We start from the raw sequence: 17,657 nt of genomic DNA, 5'->3' as shown, positions 1-17,657 counted from the left end.
CCGCCACAGCGCGACGCCGATATTCAAGCCCGTCCCATCAGTCCCAATGGGCTTCCTCTTCCTTGCGGACAAAGGCCACCATCTCACCGTCGGCCACCAGCTGGCGGATTCGCCAGGGTCGCCCCTGCGGATCGAGCTCGACCAAGCCGATGCCGTTGGCGTTCAGTAATCGTCTACCCGAGGGTGTTCCCTTCGGTTTGCGCGGGGTGATGGTCATCCGGCGTCGGCGGGTGAACCAGTTCAGCGGTGACCGGGGCGAGTAGAGCCAACGGTTCAGATGATCGAACAGCGCCAACAGCTTATCGGGGAAATTGTTTCTTAGCCCGCTGCTGCAGATCTGCCAGATATGGGGGCCTTCGCGGCGGCCCCGCAGATGGATATCGTAGACAAAGGAGTAGTGAACATCGCCGGACAGCACCACGAAATGCCGCGGTGTTTTCGGGTGCCGGAACACGTTCAGAATACCGTGGGCGGTTCCCGGGTGGCCCATCCAGTTCTCGGCGTCGACCAGCAGCGGTTGGCCGAAGAAGGTGAAGATCCGCTGGATCACCTCGATCAACTTGACCCCGAAGACCGGTGCCGGCGAGACCAACAGCACCGCATCATGGCCGCGCAGCCGGCGCTGCAGGTCGGTCAGCGCCTCCCAGTCGATCAGCCCCGAGGGTTTGTGGGGGCGTGACTCGGAGCGCCACCGGCGGGTACGGGTGTCGAGCACAATCAGCGGCGGTTGGGTCTGCCAGTCGTAGTCCCAGCCCTCGAACCGCAGCAGCTCATCGATAAGTTCATCATGGGACTTCCCGCCGGGTTGATCCAACACCCGTTGCAGCGCCTCGAGCAACCCCTGCTCGAACGCCTCGGGCCGGTTTCCCCAACCCTGGTTAAGCAGGTAGGCCAGCAGGCCATTGCCGATCATCCGCCGCGATAACGGATGGCCGTAGGCGGCCTCCTCCCATTCGCGGTTAAGGTTCCAGTCGTCGGTGATATCGTGATCGTCAAACTGCATCGCCACCGGCAGGTGGGCCAACAGCCGACGCACCGCGCCCAGTCCAGCCACAAACTGCTCGATCGCCAACTGCTCGGCGCGATAACGCTGCTGTTCAGCGTCGGACAGTTCCGCCGGCATTCGGGGGCGGACCAGCCGCCAGGGCTCCGGCGACCAGACCAGCAGGTAGATCAGCAAGCATTCCGCCAGCGTGATCAGGTGATTGTGGGCACTGTCGCTGGTAAACACCGGTTTGCGCGCCCCGCGAAACAGCTGCTCCAGCAACGCCTGGCCCCGTTCGGTCTGGGGCAATATCCGCTCGCGGCGATAGTAGCTGTCGTGGTGCTGGTAGAGCCCCTGGCAGCTGTCGATGGTCGATAATCCCAACCCCTGTAGCGACTCTGCCGGCAACTCCAGCCGTTCGGCCAGTTGGTGCAGCGCCCGCAGCATCGGCCCGGCCACATCGTCGGCGTAGATCTGGTCGCCGGACAGCATCAGCAGCGACGGCCATTCGGGTAAACCGCGGGCGTCGGAGCTCTCAGCATCGGAGCGTTCAGCATCAGATTCTGGAGCACCGATACAGCGCTCAAGCAGCCGGTCGGCTTCCACTAGGCCGTCGGCCCCCGGATGATGGGGTTTACGGCAAGAGCCGTGCAGCACAGCCCCGACCTGCGACGGCAGGTAGAACCCCGGCAACTGACGACCCGGGTAGCAGATGCCTTCGGCCAGCTCGGTCAGCGGTTGCCAGTCGGCTGCCGGACCCGAGTCGATGAAACGCAACGACAGCTGGTAATCGATCCAGCAATCCTGCGGCAGCGGTTGCTGCAGCGGCAGGTCCACCAACAGATAGTGCAAGGACGCCGAGGCGTTGAGCCGGCGCAGTCCCGACGAGGGGTCGATTAGCCGGTGGGATTGAGCAGGATGCCCCTGGGGCAGCAGCTCCAGCTCCAGCTCGGCCGGTGCGCTGGTCACCAGCCAAAGGCAGATCCGGTCGGGAGTTAAACGCCTAAGGATCGGTCCGGCCAGCAATTTTGGCAGGGGAGATATGTCAGTCATGTCCTCAGAATGATTTTTGGGATTCGCTCCCATAGACTTAACCTGTACCAAACAATCAAACTCCAGCGTTAGAATGGACCGGGCGCGATAGGTTCAGTTATTACAGCAACTTAACCCGTGTATTCACCGACAGCAAACCCAAGCCGTATCTTGGTCCAACGAACATGAACGAAAACTTTATCGCCGAAGCCCTTGCCAGCTTAAGCCAGGCCGACACCGATGTCGCTCGTGCGTTGGCGCAGGTCGGTCATCCGCCGCCGCGCATCCGGCCCGCCGGGTTCGAAACCCTGCTACACACCATCGTCAGCCAGCAGATCTCGGTCGAAGCGGCCCGGGCCATCATGGGGCGGTTGCGGACCCTGGTCGATCCGCTGACACCGCAGCAGTTGCTGGAGTTTGATACCGAATCGTTACGCCAGGCCGGCCTGTCGGCGCGAAAGGTCGAGTACGCCCAGGGTTTGGCAGCGGCGATCTGCAACAAGGATCTCGATATCGAATCCTTGGGCACTATGGACGATGAAAGCGCGATCGCCGCGATCACCCAACTGCGCGGCTTCGGGCGCTGGAGTGCCGAAATCTACCTGATGTTCTCGTTGCAACGGGTCGATATCTTCCCGGCCGACGACCTGGCGCTGCGGATCGCCCTGGGCCGGATGAAAGGGCTCGACAAGCCGACCCCGAAGCAGTGCCGCGAACTGACCGCCCACTGGTCACCCTGGCGCAGCGTCGGCTCGCTGCTGCTGTGGCACTACTACCGCGGCGCTCCGACCTGAAATCGATGCGGTTTAACCAACCAGCAGCAGCGCCAGATAAGGGACCAGGTTAAACACCAGGATCGCCAACTTGTAGTTAGCCAGATAGCGGAAGTACTGCGCCTCCAATTGCGACTCGGAAAGCTGGAACAGGCGAGCATGGAAACCACGAATCCAGCCCTTAAGCCACAGAATCCCTACCATTGCGAGGGTAAACAAAGCCAGGTTAATGACCAGCATCCAGCCGAATACGGACGTTAGCTCCGTCAATGTCAGCATCCTAATCTCCGGATTTTCGGTAAGCGACAAGGTTATCGATAGTTTGGCACCTTATCGTCCGGATGAAGGCGCATAACCCTATTTTTTACAACAGTATGCTTGGCAAGTTTTCCGCTATACTGCGGCCTTTCGATTTATCAAAGCGCTACGTGAACCTACGATGCTGATTCTGATCTCCCCCGCGAAAACCCTCGACTTCGACACGGCCCCGACAACCGACAGCCATACCCAGCCGACCCTGCTGGCCCATGCTCAGGTACTGGTCGACCAACTACGGACGCTGGCTCCGCAGGAGATCGGTGCGTTGATGAAACTCAGCGATAAGCTGGCCAGTCTCAACGCGGCCCGCTACGAGACCTGGTCACAACCGTTCGATACCGGCAACGCCAAACAGGCGCTGCTGGCGTTCAAGGGCGACGTCTATACCGGGCTGGACGCCCAGACGCTCTCCGAGGAGGATCTGCAGTTCGCTCAGCAGCACCTGCGGATGCTGTCTGGTCTTTACGGACTGTTGAAACCGCTGGATCTGATGCAGCCCTATCGGCTCGAGATGGGCACCAAATTGGCCAACGAGCGCGGCGCCAACCTCTACCAGTTCTGGGGCGATATCATTACCGATGCCGTCAATGAAGCGCTGGCCGACCAAGGCGATGAACTGCTGATCAACCTGGCCTCCAACGAGTACTACAAATCCGTGCAACCCAAACGCCTCAAGGGCCGGGTCATCACCCCGGTCTTCAAGGATTGCAAGAACGGCCAGTACAAGGTGATCAGCTTCTACGCCAAGAAAGCGCGCGGCCTGATGAGCCGCTACATCATCGAGAACCGCTTGACCGAACTCGAGCAACTCAAAGCGTTCGACTCCCAGGGCTACTATTTCTGCGCCAGCGAGTCCGATGGTGACCAGTTGGTGTTCAAGCGCGAAGAACAGTAATAAATCGATACATAGCCTGGATCAGCATTTCAGGGTTAGGCGAAAGCGGACGAAAAAGCGCAGTTTACCCTGTGTAAATGAGCTTTTTGAGATCGCTTTCAACGACGCCTCAGCGCCTCTTGAGCGACATAAAATGATGCTGAGTCAGCTATGCTGAACCTCGACGACTGGCCAGCACGATTCCTCCCAGCACCAGTATCAGCCCGACCAGGTGAAAGCCCTCGGGCTGTTCGTCCAGAAACAGGATCGACAGCCCCATTCCGAAGATTGGCAGCAGGTTGATGTAGAGCCCGGCGCGTGCCGCGCCGAGTCGGGCGACGCCGTAATTCCAGAAAAAGTAGGCCAGCACCGACGGAAACAGCGCCACATAACCCAGCGTCGCCAGGTTTCCGGGCACCAGCTCGAATCCTCGTCCCTGAACCAGCAATTCCCACAGATAGAACGGTAAGATCACCACGGCTCCGATCATCACCGTCGAACCGAGCAGCGCCATCGCACTGATCGTCTCCGGCCGCCATCGCAATGCCACTGTGTAGATGGCCCAGCTCAACATCGCCGCCAGAATCCACAGATCTCCCTGATTGAACTGCAACGTCGCCAGCTGCTCGAACCGCCCCTGCAGCACAACACAAACCACCCCGCTCAACGACAGCAGCAAACCGAGCAGTTGCACCGGTCGGATTCTGACCCCGAGCAGCAGCACCGACAGCGCCACGACGGTCGCCGGCAGCACCGATTGCAGCAACGTGGCGTTGGTGGCGGTCGTGCTCTGCAGCCCGATATAAACAAAGGAGTTGAAATTAGCGACCCCGAGCACCGCCAGCAATAACAACCAGCGCCAGTGCTGGATCAATTGGGCCCTCTGCGTACGCATTTTCGGCCATACCCAGGGCAGCAGGATCAACAGCGCCAGCATCCAGCGCCAGAACGACAGGGACAACGGCGGCATCGACTGGTGCATCAGCCGGGCGACGACAAAGTTGCCGGACCAGAACAGCGTGGTCAGCACCAGCAACAGCTGCGGTAGATAACGTTCCATCAAGATGGGTCGACACCGCTGTCGGAACCGGCAGCCTGATTGCGCTCGGCGCGCCATTGGCGAATCTGTCTTGCAATCCAGCCGCCCTGCAGCGGTTTACCCAGCACATGATCCAACACATTGCCGTTGGCCAGGGTCCAGCCCATCTGCCGGTAGGCACGGCTGTCACCGCAGAACAACACCCGATCGCCGGGCATCAGCGGCGTCTGGGGCTCCGGCAGCAGCAGGTACTCGTTGTCCCGCTTGAGCATCAGCGGCATAACCGTTAGCAAACGGCCGCGCTCGCGTGGGTCACGGGAGATATCCCGCAGGCTGATCGACTGCCCCTGCAGTAGATCCTCCAGCACCGCCGGAGCATCCTCGGTATCGATATCGAAATCCCAGCTGTCGAGTTCATTCTGTCCCACCAGGGCGTTCATCTGGTTCAACAGTTTGCGGCACCAACGCTCCTCCTGGGCCGTTAACTGTTCGACAAACTCCGGCAACAGCGGCGTCTTGATCAGGGCCAGGATATGGTTGGCGATAATCCGGGCCGGCTCCATCACCAGGTCGGTCTGGGCGGCATGGAACACCGAGGCGTTGCTGTTACTGTTCTGGCGTGCCACGGTCATCAGCTTCGGATTCAACTCCAGTGCGGTCATGATGATCGACAGGTTGTTGGCATCGTTGCCGGTCCCGGCCACCAGCCCCACCGCGCCCTCGATGCGCGCCTCTTTCAGGGTGACCGCCTCGGTGCCCAGACCCTGGACAAAGTCCAACTCAAGCCCGGCCGGCTTGGGGTTGTCGTCGACCATCGTCAACGACACCGGCTTCCCCTCGAAGCTCTTCTCCAGCGCCCGCCCCAGCCGGCCATAACCGCAGATCACCCAGCGTCCCTGGGTCTTCTGGTAGGCGCTCTTGCGGGAGCGGTGCTCGGGGTTGGTCAACCAATCGTAGATCAGGTGCTTGTAGGGCGAGTGGATCGCCATCCCCAGATAGTTGGCGTAGGTAACGAAGGGATCGATGATCCGGTCGGTGCCGAACGAGGCCAGGTTATTGGTGGTGGTTTCGGCTTCGCTGCGACAGATCACCGGCAGCGTATTCTCCCGGCCCAGCAGCTTGGTGGCGATCGCGATCGCCAGATTGGCCGAATCATGGTTGGTCAGTGCCAACACCCCCAGACAGTGGCGACTCTGCAGGCCCGCATCTCGCAGTACTTCCGGGTCGGAAGCATCGGCGCACAGACCCGGCACGCTCAGCGGCAAGGGGTCGGACTCCAGCTCGTCGATCCGGTCTCGCTCGATATCGACCACCACCACCGCAATCCCCCGCCGGATCAGTTGGCTGACCACCAGCCGGCCGGTAATCCCGTAGCCGCAGACCAGGTAGAAGGGTTCGTGCATCCGCTCGACCCGACGGACAAAGCTGAACCGGCGCAGCAGGCGGATGAAGGCCTGATCCTGAAACAGCCCCAGCACCTTACCGATACCGTACAACCAGGCCACCACGGTGGCGTAGATACACACCAGCGTCCACATTCGCTGGGCGTCGGTAAAGGCATAGGGGACCTCACCAAAGCCGATAGTGGAGCCCATAAAGCTGACGAAGTAGAAGGCGTGGAAGAAGCTCATCTGCCAGGGGCGACCCTGGTCATCCACCCCCGGAATCAATACCAGTCCAAGAATACTGACCGCGTAGACCACGATCAGCGTGATCAGCGGCTTGCGCAGCCGCCGGAACACGGTAAAGAAGATATGATTCATGGCAACAGACGCCGTGCCGACTCAGCGCCGCAGCAGAATCGTCTCGACCATCAGCAGGATCACCGAGGTCAGGTTGGCCAACAGCGCCCCGGCGGACAGCGACACCACGCTGGACATCACCGACGGCGTCATCCCAACGCCACTGACGTGCTCGGCATACCCCCAGGTAAAGGCCGCCACGACCAATTGCAGGTCGGCCACCAGACTGGTGGCCAGCAGCACCGCACCGATATGGGTGCGGTCGCCGAACTTCATCACCGTGGCGATCAGACTGACCACCAGCGCGGCAAAGAACTCGAACACATTGTGGTGATCCGGGTTGTCGATCTCACCGATGAAAAAACCAAAGTTAAGCGTCAATGCCAGTACGATAAAAAAAGCGAATATGACCTTTTCCCGATTCATTCCCTTTGCACCCTCAGATCGACACTCCGCTATCGAGCTAGTCAGCGCTCGACTGGGAATGGGTAAACACAAACAGCGCGATGGAGGCCCGCCGGTCGCCCAAAAAGCGGCCAATCCATCCAAACCAGAGCTTACCCCTGTTGCATAGACTAAGCCATTGATAAAACAGCGAAACAGAATATTGGCTGGGATTGGTGCCAAAGCGAGGGCTTTTCAGCCCCAACGGAACCCTCGAAAAGCTGGGCAGTCTGTTGCTTGATCAGTATCATGCGCACTTCTGAACCAGTAGAGACACCCTTTTCATCATGTCCAAAACCCGCGACCAACAATACGCCCAGATCGCCCGCGCCTGCCTGCAGGTGTTGAACAACGTCAATCCTGCCGCCGATCGCAGCGCCCAGATCCAGGAACTGTACGATGCCATCGATGCCGCTATCGGCGATATCTACAAGCACCAGCAGCAGGCGCTGGATCAGTGCTATAGCACCCTGCAGACCATCGCGTCCATGGACCCTCAACAGCATGAGCTGGAGCAGGCGATCGAGCTGGCCGCGCAGCAATTGCCCGCCAGACATTGAGCCAACGATTAACAAGTCGCTGAAAAAACGGGAACCCGGAGGCGTTCCTCTGTCTAAGCTGTCATTAGTCTTCTATCCGGGACGACAGCAGACAGCTGTTCGCCCCAACGAACAACAACCGGAATCCGTTTTATGTCTGCACCCCGCTTCGCGCGCTCCCTGTTGCTACCGATTCTGCTGCTGATGTTGCTGCTATCTCGAACGCTGCCGGCAGCGCAGATCATCCAAAGCCCCAACGATCCTCGAGATTATCTGGCCTTCAATCTCGACAATGGCCTGAAAGTCTTGGTGATCTCTGATCCCAAGGCCGACAAGGCTGCCGCCAGCCTGGAAGTCGGCGTCGGCAGCGGAGATGACCCGGAGCACAGTCAGGGGCTGGCCCACTTCCTCGAGCATATGCTGTTTCTGGGTACCGACCGTTATCCCGAAGCGGGCGACTACCAGGCCTATATCAGTCGCCACGGCGGCAACCACAACGCCTTTACCGCCCACGACCGGACCAACTACTTCTTCGATATCGAGCAGAGCAAGCTGGGTCCGGCACTGGATCGTTTCTCCCGCTTCTTCGTCGCTCCGCTGCTGACCCCGGCGTACGTCGACCGTGAGCGACATGCGGTGCACTCGGAGTACCAGTCCAAGCTCAAGGAAGATTCCCGCCGCGGCTACGCCGCCCTGAAGCAGGTCATCAACCCGGACCATCCGCTGGCCACCTTCGCCGTCGGCAGCCTGGAGACCTTGCGCGATAACGATCAGGGTAAGTTGACCGAACATCTGCACGATTTCTATCAGCGCCACTACCGAGCCGGCAACATGGCGCTGGTGGTCTACGGTCGCGAACCGGTGACGCAACTGCGGGCCATGGTCGAACAACGTTTCGCCGATATTCCCTCCGGTCGCCAGCCGCAACGCGCGGCACCGGTACCATTGTTCAAGCCCGGCGTGCTGCCGGCCGAACTCCAGATCAAGAGCCTGAAGGAGCTGCGCCAGCTCAGCCTGAGCTTCCCAGTCCCGCCGGCGAAAGACTATTACGACCGTAAACCGCTGCACTACCTGAGCGGCCTACTGGGACACGAAGGCGATGAGAGCCTGCTGGCGGAGCTGAAACGTCGGGGCTGGGCCAACAGCCTCAGTGCTGGGCCGGGGTTCAACTACCGCGATAATGCCACCGTCGACATCAATATCGGCCTGACCCGTGATGGCCAGCAACACTATCAGGAGATCGCCGAGCTGGTGTTCGCTCAGATCGAACGGATCCGCCAACAGGGCATTAGTGATTGGCGCTATCAGGAGCAACAGCAGCTCAGCGAGATCGGATTCCGCTTCCGCGAGCCGTCACGGCCGATGTCGGAAGCGCTGCGACTGGCCCACAAACTGCGCGAGCTCCCGACCCGCGAACTGCTGCACGGCGATTACCTGTGGGCCGAGTTCGACCCGGTGTTGCTGCGGGCCTACCTCAGCTACCTGCGCCCCGACAACCTGCTGTTGACCCTGACAGCACCGGATCTGGACACCGATCTGACCGAGCCCTACTTCGGCACCGAGTACAGTTTTAATCCGCTGACACCAGCACTGCTGCAGCGCCTGCAGCAAACTCCGCCACAGGAAGCCCTGGGGCTACCCAACCCAAATCCCTATATCCCTGAACAGCTGGCGCTGCTGCCGGGATCCAGCCAGAGCAAACCGGAGTTACTGCTGAAACAGCCCGGTATCCAGCTCTGGCACCAGCAGGACGGCGGCTTCAAGGTACCGAAGGCCAACTTCTACTTCAGTTTCCGCTCTCCGGTAGCCAATGACAGCCCTCGCCACCATGTGATGACGTCACTGCTGATCAAGCTGCTCAACGACTACCTCAACCCGGAACTGTATCCCGCCTACGAGGCAGGCTTGGGGGCGGAGATCTATCCCCACGTGCGTGGTTTCAGTACCCGCATCTCCGGCTACGGTGAGCGTCAGCAGGTGTTGTTGGAGATGCTGCTCGATCGGCTGGCTACACTGCAGATCGACCCGCAGCGGCTGGCGATCCAAAAGCAGAATCTGCAACGGGATCTGGAGAACCGGCTCAAGCAGAATCCGGTAAACCAGGCCTTCGACGCGCTCTATCTGCGGGTGCTGATACCGCGTTGGTCGACCCAACAGCAACTGCAGCAGATCGAAACCATCGACGCCCAGCAACTGCTGGCCTTCAAGCAGCAGCTACTGGCACGCGGCGAAGTTGTGGCGCTGGCGCACGGTAATATCGCCGCCGAGCAGGCGTTGGAGATGGCCCGACTGCTACAACAGCGCCTGCTTGACGGGCTCAATCCTGAAACGGTGCCCCAACCCCACGCACGCTTGCTGGCCAACGGTGACGAGCTGCAGGAACTGGAGGTCGACCATAACGATTCAGCGTTGCTGCTGTATCTACAGGGGGACGAAAAATCGCTGCCGTTGCGGGCTCGCTTCGGACTGCTGGCCCGTATCCTCCGGGCGCCGTTCTATACCGAGGTTCGCACCGAAAAGCAGCGAGGCTATGTGGTCTACACCACCCCGGTTCCGATCCAGCAGCATCCGGGGCTGGCCTTTGTGATTCAATCCCCGCAGCAGACGCCCGACATACTGCTGGCCGATATCGATAGTTTCCTGCCAAGGGCTCGTAGCTTGATCGAAGACCTGGATCCGCAGCAGCTGGCCAGTTTCAAGCAGGGCTTGATTAACGAGATTCTGAAGCAGGAACAGACGCTCAAACAGCGGACCAATCGCTACTGGCGTGAAATGGATCAAGAAAAGTACGGTTTTGACGGTCGTGAGCAGTTGGCTGCGGCGATCGAAGCGGTCACCGCCGAGCAGCTACTGCAGACCTTTGACCAGTTGGGAACCCGGCGGCTGATCCTGCAATCCACCGGTGGCGGCATTCAACCGCCAGCGGCCGGATAACGCGGTCTGGCAATCTGCCGCCGCTCTATCCTCAGCATGGCCACCAGAACGGCCACCATAGGGCGACGAATCACTGGGTTTCGATCGCCCTCACCCCAGGCTTACTGAAGAAGCGACGACTTTGAAAACGGCGTAGCGCTTCACGGCGGGCCGTTTCCGGCGACACTTCGACGGCGCTGATCTGCAGGAAGATCTTATCCTCACCGGTCGGAACTGCATCGACAACCCGCTCGCCGACGGTGATATGGGTATAGAGTGGTTCCGAATGGCTGGCAACAACCACTACTTCCGGCAGCGCCAGGGCTGGGTCGGCCATCGGTGCGACTTCGACCATCGGCTCGTCATCGAAGCTGTGTTCGGCCATCTCCTTGTACACCTCGCGGCCGTTGCGATAGGTCATACTGAAGCGATCCGGCACCACCTCGACCATCGGCGGTTCCGGGTAGGGGTCGGCTTTAATCTCGAGATAGTTCAACCCGATCTCGGTGGGTGGCAGCTGCGGAGCCACCGGCAAAGTCGGCAACACCTCATCGGCACCCACCGCATTGCTGACGCCGAAACCCGACAGCAACGGCGCCAGTATCAGGGTCGTTTGAGCAACCCATTGTTGGTAGGACTTGTATCGAGTCTTTCGCATCGACTTATCTTTGCCTTTCTGACACAACGCCGCCATGACTTGAGACAACCTCTTTAGCGTCAAACCGGATAGATCGATTCGGCATAGGCCGCCAACTCCTGCAAGATATGCATCTTTTCCGGCGCCAACTGCGGATCACTTCCGAGCTCGTTGAGGCGTTGATAAAACTGTTCGAACCCCAGGGTCTTGGGCAGCGGTTGCAGCAGCCGCTGGCGACAGAATTCGCTCCAGCGCTGCTGTTCATCACCGCTGAGCGTATCGGGGTAGTTACGGGCCCGGTAACGGAACAGCATCTCCTCCAGTCGTCCATCCTGGAACATCGGTTCCAGCTCGCCCAGCAGTTCGGGAGCCGCCTTACGTATCTGGGTCATCGCCTGCTTGTCGCTGTCACCAAAAAAGCCGCCGCTATAGAGCATCTGGTCCGGATCCGATAAGGGTTCCAGCGAAGACTGCTCAAAGACCTGCTGTACTTTGGCCACCAGCCCATCGGCGCCGCGAAGCATGCCCAGGTGGGTGCGGCAACGGTCACCGGAGATCGACAAACGTTCGGCTTCTTCGGCGTTGATCATGTTGGCCGGTGCCAACATCGGTGATTTATTCAGGTGAACCAGTTTCAACGGTATCCGCTCCTCCCCTTCGGCCAGCTCCGAACTCGGGGTGTAGAGGCGCTCGGCGATCTGGGCCGCGGTCAGCTCCAGCAGCGGGGTCGGGTCAATACTCAGATCGTAAACGATCACCGCATTCTTGTTGACCGGATGCACCGCCAGGGGAGCCACCAGTGCCGTGTTGAAGCGCTCTGACGGTATTTTCGAAGACACGTGCAGGACCGGCTTCATCCTTGCCACGTCCAGCATCTGAGCCGCCACCCGTTTATCCCGCAGCTTAAGGGCATAGGCGAACAGTTTCGGCTGGGCCTGTTTGACCAGTCGAGCGATCGCGATGGTGGCGTGGACATCGGACAGCGCATCGTGGGCCGCTTCGTGGGCCAGGCCGTTGGCCGCGGTCAGATCCTCCAATCGCAGGCTGGGACGACCATTCTCATATTCGGGCCAATTGATACCTTCAGGGCGAAGCGCCCGCGCCAGCCGCAGCATATCGATAACATCCCAGCGGGAGTTGCCGTTCTGCCACTCCCGGGCGTAGGGGTCAAAGAAATTCCGGTAAAGGGTGTAACGGGTCACCTCGTCATCGAATCTCAGGCTGTTATAACCCACCCCACAGGTGCCGGGCAGCGCCAGTTCCTGATGGATACGCTCGATAAACTTCGCCTCGGGCACCCCCTCGCGAATAGCCTGCTGCGGGGTAATACCGGTAATCAGGCAGGCCTCAGGATGGGGTAGGTAATCGTCGGCCGGTTTGCAGAAGATCATCAACGGTTCGCCCAAGATGTTCAGCTCGGCATCGGTTCTGATCCCGGCGAACTGCACCGGTCGATCGACCATCGGATTGGCGCCGAAGGTTTCATAATCGTGCCAGTAAAAACTAAAATTGGATCCGCTCATTAACCCCTAATCCCATGAAGGCCCCCTGCAGGCCTGGACAAAAAACGCGTTGAACAGCGATGCTAAGCAGCGCTCTGTAGAAAAAACAGCGTCCATTGTCCCCCGCCCCTGCTCATTGGTCGAGCGGGGATCACAACAGACACAAAGCTAAAGAGGTTATCGGCCGGCATGGCTAAAGTTCAAGCACCCACACCGCGGTTTCCGCAGCAAAACCCCTGCCCCTGCGGCTCCCAGCAGGCTTATGGCGACTGCTGCGGTCCGGCCATCGATGGCAACCGACCGGTGACAACCGCCGAGGCGTTGATGCGATCCCGATTCAGTGCCTTTGCCACCGCTCAACCGACCTATCTGTTCGAAACAAGCCACCCAGATTTTCGCAATGGCCTGAGCCCCGACCAGCCGCTCGATCAACAGACCCGCTGGCTACAACTCCAGATCCTCTCGACCGAAGCTGGCCAACCAACGGACCGATACGGCAGGGTGCATTTCATCGCTACCTACGCCGACGCGGAGGGATTCGGGCGCCTGGAGGAAAACTCGCGTTTCGAACAGTTGGATGGCCGCTGGTACTACCTTGACGGCGAACTCGAGGTAAAGTCCTTCAAACCCGAGCGAAACGCGGCCTGCCCCTGCGGCTCGGGCACCAAGTTCAAACGTTGCTGCGGTCGGGGTTAGGCGTTCAGCGTCTTACTGCGGGATCTGCTTTTCGACACGATAGTGGCGGATAAAGTCTGCGCAGTCATCGGCCGGCAACGGCTTGCTGTAGTAGAAGCCCTGGAGTTCGTCACAGCCATGGTCGCGAAGGAATTCGACATGCTGCGCCTCTTCCACCCCTTCAGCAATCACCTGCAGGTTCAGGCTCTGTCCCAGACCGATAACGGCTACGGCGATCGCTTCATCATCGGAACAGCGACCGATATCGAACACGAACGACTTGTCGATCTTGAGCTTATCGATCGGTAGCCGCTTCAGGTATCCCAGGGACGAATAGCCGGTACCAAAGTCATCGATCGACAGTTTGATCCCCAACGACTTGATCTGATTGAGCCTGGCGATGGTGTTTTCCGGCTGGCTCATGATAAAGCTCTCGGTGATCTCGAACTCCAACGAATTCGGATCCACGCCGGTTTCCTCCAGCACCCGTCGAATATCATCCAGCAGGCTGTCCGACATGATCTGCGGCCCGGCCAGGTTGATCGACATCCGCACATCAGACATCCCGTCACGGGACCAGCTCTGCAGCTGTTGGCAGGCTTCGCGAATGATCCAGCGCCCCATGTCGATGATCTGACCGGTCTCTTCGGCGATACCGATAAACTTATCCGGCGGCACCATCCCCTGCTCCGGGTGATGCCAGCGAATCAGAGCTTCGACCCCAACGATCCGGGCCTCATCGATGCTCACCTGCGGCTGGTAGTAGAGTTCAAACTCGTTCCGCTGCAGACCATGGCGCAGGTCGGCGGTCAGGTTGAGGCGCTCCTCCATCCCCTGCGATTGAGCATGGCTGTAAACTGAATACTGCTTGCGGCCGTCCGATTTGGACTGGTACATGGCAATATCGGCGTTCTTGATCAGCGCGGTGGCATCACCACCATGTTCCGGATAGAAGGCGATTCCGATACTGGCCGAGATATAGAGCTCCTGGCCCTGGATATTGTAGGTCGCCTCCAGACATTCGAGCATGCTGTCGGCGGTCTTCAGCACTTCCTCGCCATGGCTGTGGTCATCGATCAGAATGACAAATTCGTCACCCCCGATCCGTGCCACCGTATCCTGATGCCGGACTACCCGCTTAAGTCGTTCGGCCACCTGGATAAGCAGTTCATCGCCGACCGGGTGTCCGAGGGTATCGTTGATCTGCTTGAAGTTATCCAGATCACAGAACATAACCGCCAGCTGGGACTGCCGATCCCGGGCCTGCTCGATACGGCGGTGTAACTGCTGCTGCAGACTACTGCGATTAGGCAGGTTGGTCAGCGAATCGTGATTGGCAAGCCAGCGCAGTTGGCGCTGAACCTTGACCTGTTCGGTCACATCCATCCCAATACTCAGAATGCTGTGGGATCGGTCGTTCTGGGTCAGCGAGGAGTGTATCCACGACAGGGTTCGCAGGTTGCCGTAGACGTCGAAACAGCGGGTCTCATGGCGGAAGTGATGCCGCATGCCGGTATACAGCTCTTCCATCTGCGACACGCTGTCCTTGTTAAGCTCACCAAACAGCTCATGGAAGTCACGGGTCTGCGACTGCCATTCACTGTGGCCCAGCAGTTGTCGGCCAAAGCGATTGAGGCTCTTGCATCGTCCCTGAGTATCCTGCACCAGGATTACCGCCTGGGCATTATCCAGCAATCCGGAGGCGAAATCCTTCTGCCGTGACAGCTGCTGACTGCTGCGCTCGAGCTTCAAATTTCGCATCCGCATCTCGCGATCGAGCCGCTCCAGCTCGTCCGCCAGCTGCACGGTGCTGCGGATCAGCAGGGATAACTCGTCATCGGACTCTTTACCGAACCCTTTCTGATTTTCAAATTGATTCCGGACATGATCGAAGTCTCGAAGCGCCAGCGACGGCAGGGTCGCCGCCACCTGCCCAAGTTTTCGCATCGGTGCATTCAGCAAGCTGACGATCAGAAAACCACTGGCGAACAGTGAGCCGAGGGTGATGCCCAGCTGGATGATGAAGGTTTTCTGGATATCCGCGTAGCCGCTGCTGACATCGGCGATCTGGACCCAGTACGCCTGCTGGCGGTCGTCGAGTCCCTGCAGCGGGGTCAATGATACCTCGATACTACGCCCCTCCTGCTGGAGCAGGTAGGAACCGGAACCACGGAAGTTCTGCTGCTCGGTCAAAGCACGAAGCTGCGGCAGCACCCGCGAGATATTACTCATCGCGACTATATTCAATTGCCAATCTGGTAGGGTGGCAGGCTCTACCATCTCATTTTTGATCAGCACCCCGGTGTCCCACCCGGTACGCTGCTGCGATTGCAGCACCACCTCGGCCAACGAGGTCGCTACTCCCAGGCTGCCGGTTTCGCCGTCGGACAACATCAGCGGCACCGATGCCAGAGCCCGACAGCCCTCATCACAGCTCAGACCAACCATCGGTTGTTCGCCCTGAATCGCCTGTAGATTCTGATCCTGCAGCACCGAAGTGTCGTTGCCTCGGGCCAGAATGACACCCTGGCTGACGCTGTTGGCCTGCAACGCCTCCAAGCCCCACAACACCTCGACAAAGGAGTAGTGTCGAGCCAGTTTCTGCTGTAGCTGGCTGGGGGTCAGGGTTTTATCATCGGGCTGGATCAGCAGGGTGAGATACTCGAGCCGCTTGATCAGCTGCTGCTGCACCGCCCGGATCTGTCGCTCGAGCTCCGCGACATTTTCCCGGTGCTGTTTTTGACGCTCGCTCTCAAGCAGATTCTCTTCGTGTAGATAAGAGATACCGGATACCGCCAACCCCAGGGTAAACAGCACCCCGGTCATCAACAGTAACAACTTCCACTTTAAGCTGAAAAAGCGTCTATGCATGACGTCCCTACATTGGCCGGCTTTAACCTCACGGCAAAGCCCGTTAGCGCTCGGGTCAGCGCCTTAACGGGCTTACGACCGGCAGTCCCTCTAAAATCGATACGCAGCCTGAACCAACAGCATATTCCAGCGTCGACGCATCTTTGATCCGTCAGGATTATCCTTCTTCGACAACCAGGCGGTTCCATCAACCCGGTGCACTTCGGCTCGCAGGTCCCAACTCTGACTGGGCTGATAGCGCAGCCCCAGGCTCCAGTCTTTGGCAAACTGTAGATGGGCTGGCAGGCCATGAATCATATTGAAGGTGCTACCATCGCGATCATCCTTATCCAGCACCAGATCGTCGTATCGCACCATCGCCTGCCATTGGTCGGTGAAGCGATAGTCCATCTGCAAATAATAAGCCTGCAGGGTCTTATGGTCGGGCAAAATCCCCAGGTTCTTCCAGCGGGTGTCGACCTGCATCGCCTCGGCAGTGAAACTCAATCGCTCGCGGTTGTGCTGCAGCGACAGCACCGTCATCTCGACATCCAGTTTGCCTTTGGTAAGCGGGTCACCGGCGGCAGGATTAAACGGCAAGTCGAGGTGGGCACGGGTCAAGCCCATCCGCCAACGACTCTCCTGGGGTTCGAATTGCAATCTGGCCAACGCCATCATGCTGTTTCCGAACTCTCCGTTCATCACATTCCCAAGGAACAGCGCTTCGGTGTTCTCACCGGTTTGTAGACGCCCGTACTGCAGATCCAGCTGCCAATCACCCAGACTGTTTCCCTGACGGTAGTAAAACGCCAAACCGTCAGAAGAGTGTTGTAACTCCCGAACCTGATCGAAGTAGATCGACTGCGGCAGAATCAGTCCCGGTCGAGTGAAGGCCATATCCCGGGTCTCGTTGAAGAAACCCAGTGCATTCTTAATCCGCCCCAGACGCAGCCCGGCCTGCCTTTGCATCTGCTGTACTAGAAAGATATCGGCAAATAGGTAATCAACCTGAGGATCACCGTCACTGATTTCACCGGCGCGGCGCGACAACAACTGACCGCTGATTTTCAAGCGCGGGTCGAGCTGGACAAAACCGTTAACGCCCAGCTCACGAAAGTCGAACGAACCGCCCGAACCACTGGAATCACCGTAGAACGAGTTATGATCGCTGGTTACCCATCCCTGTGACAGAAAGCCCCCCACATCCCAGCGAATTTCGGCCTGCGCCGTATTCGAGAGCGACAACAGCAGCAGCTGAAGCAGGCCCATCACCGTAAAGTTGTTGCAGCCTCGGCGCAGTCGTTGCGCTACCAAACCACCTGCCATCGCTAATC

At 59.2% G+C, this 17,657-nt stretch carries 14 protein-coding genes; 5 read left to right on the top strand and 9 right to left on the bottom strand.

Features of this window, described 5'->3' with window-relative positions; genetic code table 11:
- Window positions 1-37 precede the first annotated feature (37 nt).
- Entirely contained in the window at window positions 38-1,954 is a 1,917-nt protein-coding gene (locus tag DV711_RS00765; protein ID WP_341537581.1) for an alkaline phosphatase D family protein, read from the bottom strand.
- A gap of 248 nt (window positions 1,955-2,202) precedes the next feature.
- On the opposite strand from DV711_RS00765, the gene DV711_RS00760 reads away from it, so the two are divergent.
- Window positions 2,203-2,811: a DNA-3-methyladenine glycosylase family protein gene (locus DV711_RS00760; RefSeq protein WP_114693746.1), complete on the top strand. Its 609-nt coding sequence runs from the start codon at window positions 2,203-2,205 to the stop codon at window positions 2,809-2,811.
- Between the two features lie 12 nt (window positions 2,812-2,823).
- Here the strand turns inward: DV711_RS00760 and DV711_RS00755 are convergent, their stop codons facing one another.
- Window positions 2,824-3,069 (bottom strand): DUF6868 family protein, encoded by a 246-nt coding sequence (locus DV711_RS00755; RefSeq protein WP_114693745.1) that lies wholly within the window; start codon window positions 3,067-3,069, stop codon window positions 2,824-2,826.
- 160 nt (window positions 3,070-3,229) lie between these two features.
- Here DV711_RS00755 and yaaA point away from each other — a divergent pair, with 160 nt between their 5' ends.
- Window positions 3,230-4,003, top strand: a complete 774-nt coding sequence (gene yaaA / locus DV711_RS00750) for a peroxide stress protein YaaA (protein ID WP_114693744.1) — start codon at window positions 3,230-3,232, stop codon at window positions 4,001-4,003.
- A gap of 148 nt (window positions 4,004-4,151) precedes the next feature.
- Here the strand turns inward: yaaA and DV711_RS00745 are convergent, their stop codons facing one another.
- From DV711_RS00745 to DV711_RS00735, 3 genes are read right to left on the bottom strand one after another with little or no spacing between them, the layout of a single operon-like run.
- Window positions 4,152-5,042: a DMT family transporter gene (locus DV711_RS00745; RefSeq protein WP_114693743.1), complete on the bottom strand. Its 891-nt coding sequence runs from the start codon at window positions 5,040-5,042 to the stop codon at window positions 4,152-4,154.
- On the bottom strand, window positions 5,042-6,784 hold the full coding sequence (locus DV711_RS00740; protein WP_114693742.1) for a potassium channel family protein: 1,743 nt from the start codon (window positions 6,782-6,784) through the stop codon (window positions 5,042-5,044). The genes DV711_RS00745 and DV711_RS00740 overlap by 1 nt, the downstream gene beginning before the upstream one ends.
- A gap of 21 nt (window positions 6,785-6,805) precedes the next feature.
- Complete coding sequence (locus DV711_RS00735) at window positions 6,806-7,189, bottom strand: DUF6394 family protein (protein WP_114693741.1); 384 nt, start codon at window positions 7,187-7,189, stop codon at window positions 6,806-6,808.
- Window positions 7,190-7,494: 305 nt separating this feature from the next.
- Here DV711_RS00735 and DV711_RS00730 point away from each other — a divergent pair, with 305 nt between their 5' ends.
- A complete protein-coding gene (locus tag DV711_RS00730; protein WP_114693740.1) occupies window positions 7,495-7,767 on the top strand; it encodes a hypothetical protein in 273 nt (90 codons plus the stop codon).
- Window positions 7,768-7,899: 132 nt separating this feature from the next.
- Entirely contained in the window at window positions 7,900-10,680 is a 2,781-nt protein-coding gene (locus tag DV711_RS00725) for an insulinase family protein (RefSeq protein WP_114693739.1), read from the top strand.
- Window positions 10,681-10,750: 70 nt separating this feature from the next.
- Here the strand turns inward: DV711_RS00725 and DV711_RS00720 are convergent, their stop codons facing one another.
- Both DV711_RS00720 and sbcB read right to left on the bottom strand, forming a co-directional pair.
- Entirely contained in the window at window positions 10,751-11,317 is a 567-nt protein-coding gene (locus tag DV711_RS00720; RefSeq protein ID WP_133297376.1) for a hypothetical protein, read from the bottom strand.
- Between the two features lie 59 nt (window positions 11,318-11,376).
- Window positions 11,377-12,819 (bottom strand): exodeoxyribonuclease I, encoded by a 1,443-nt coding sequence (sbcB, locus tag DV711_RS00715; protein ID WP_114693737.1) that lies wholly within the window; start codon window positions 12,817-12,819, stop codon window positions 11,377-11,379.
- A 168-nt stretch (window positions 12,820-12,987) separates the two neighbouring features.
- On the opposite strand from sbcB, the gene DV711_RS00710 reads away from it, so the two are divergent.
- Window positions 12,988-13,494, top strand: a complete 507-nt coding sequence (locus tag DV711_RS00710) for a YchJ family protein (protein WP_114693736.1) — start codon at window positions 12,988-12,990, stop codon at window positions 13,492-13,494.
- Between the two features lie 12 nt (window positions 13,495-13,506).
- Here the strand turns inward: DV711_RS00710 and DV711_RS00705 are convergent, their stop codons facing one another.
- Window positions 13,507-16,344, bottom strand: coding sequence for a bifunctional diguanylate cyclase/phosphodiesterase (locus DV711_RS00705; protein WP_114693735.1), 2,838 nt, complete (start codon window positions 16,342-16,344; stop codon window positions 13,507-13,509).
- A gap of 90 nt (window positions 16,345-16,434) precedes the next feature.
- On the bottom strand, window positions 16,435-17,649 hold the full coding sequence (locus DV711_RS00700) for a TonB-dependent receptor (protein WP_114693734.1): 1,215 nt from the start codon (window positions 17,647-17,649) through the stop codon (window positions 16,435-16,437).
- Between the last annotated feature and the right edge of the window lie 8 nt (window positions 17,650-17,657).

It is taken from the genome of Motiliproteus coralliicola (genome assembly GCF_003345655.1).
Taxonomy (GTDB): domain Bacteria; phylum Pseudomonadota; class Gammaproteobacteria; order Pseudomonadales; family Balneatricaceae; genus Motiliproteus; species Motiliproteus coralliicola.
The sequence above is the reverse complement of the archived record's forward strand: the minus strand, read 5'-3'. Positions and strand labels throughout refer to the sequence as shown.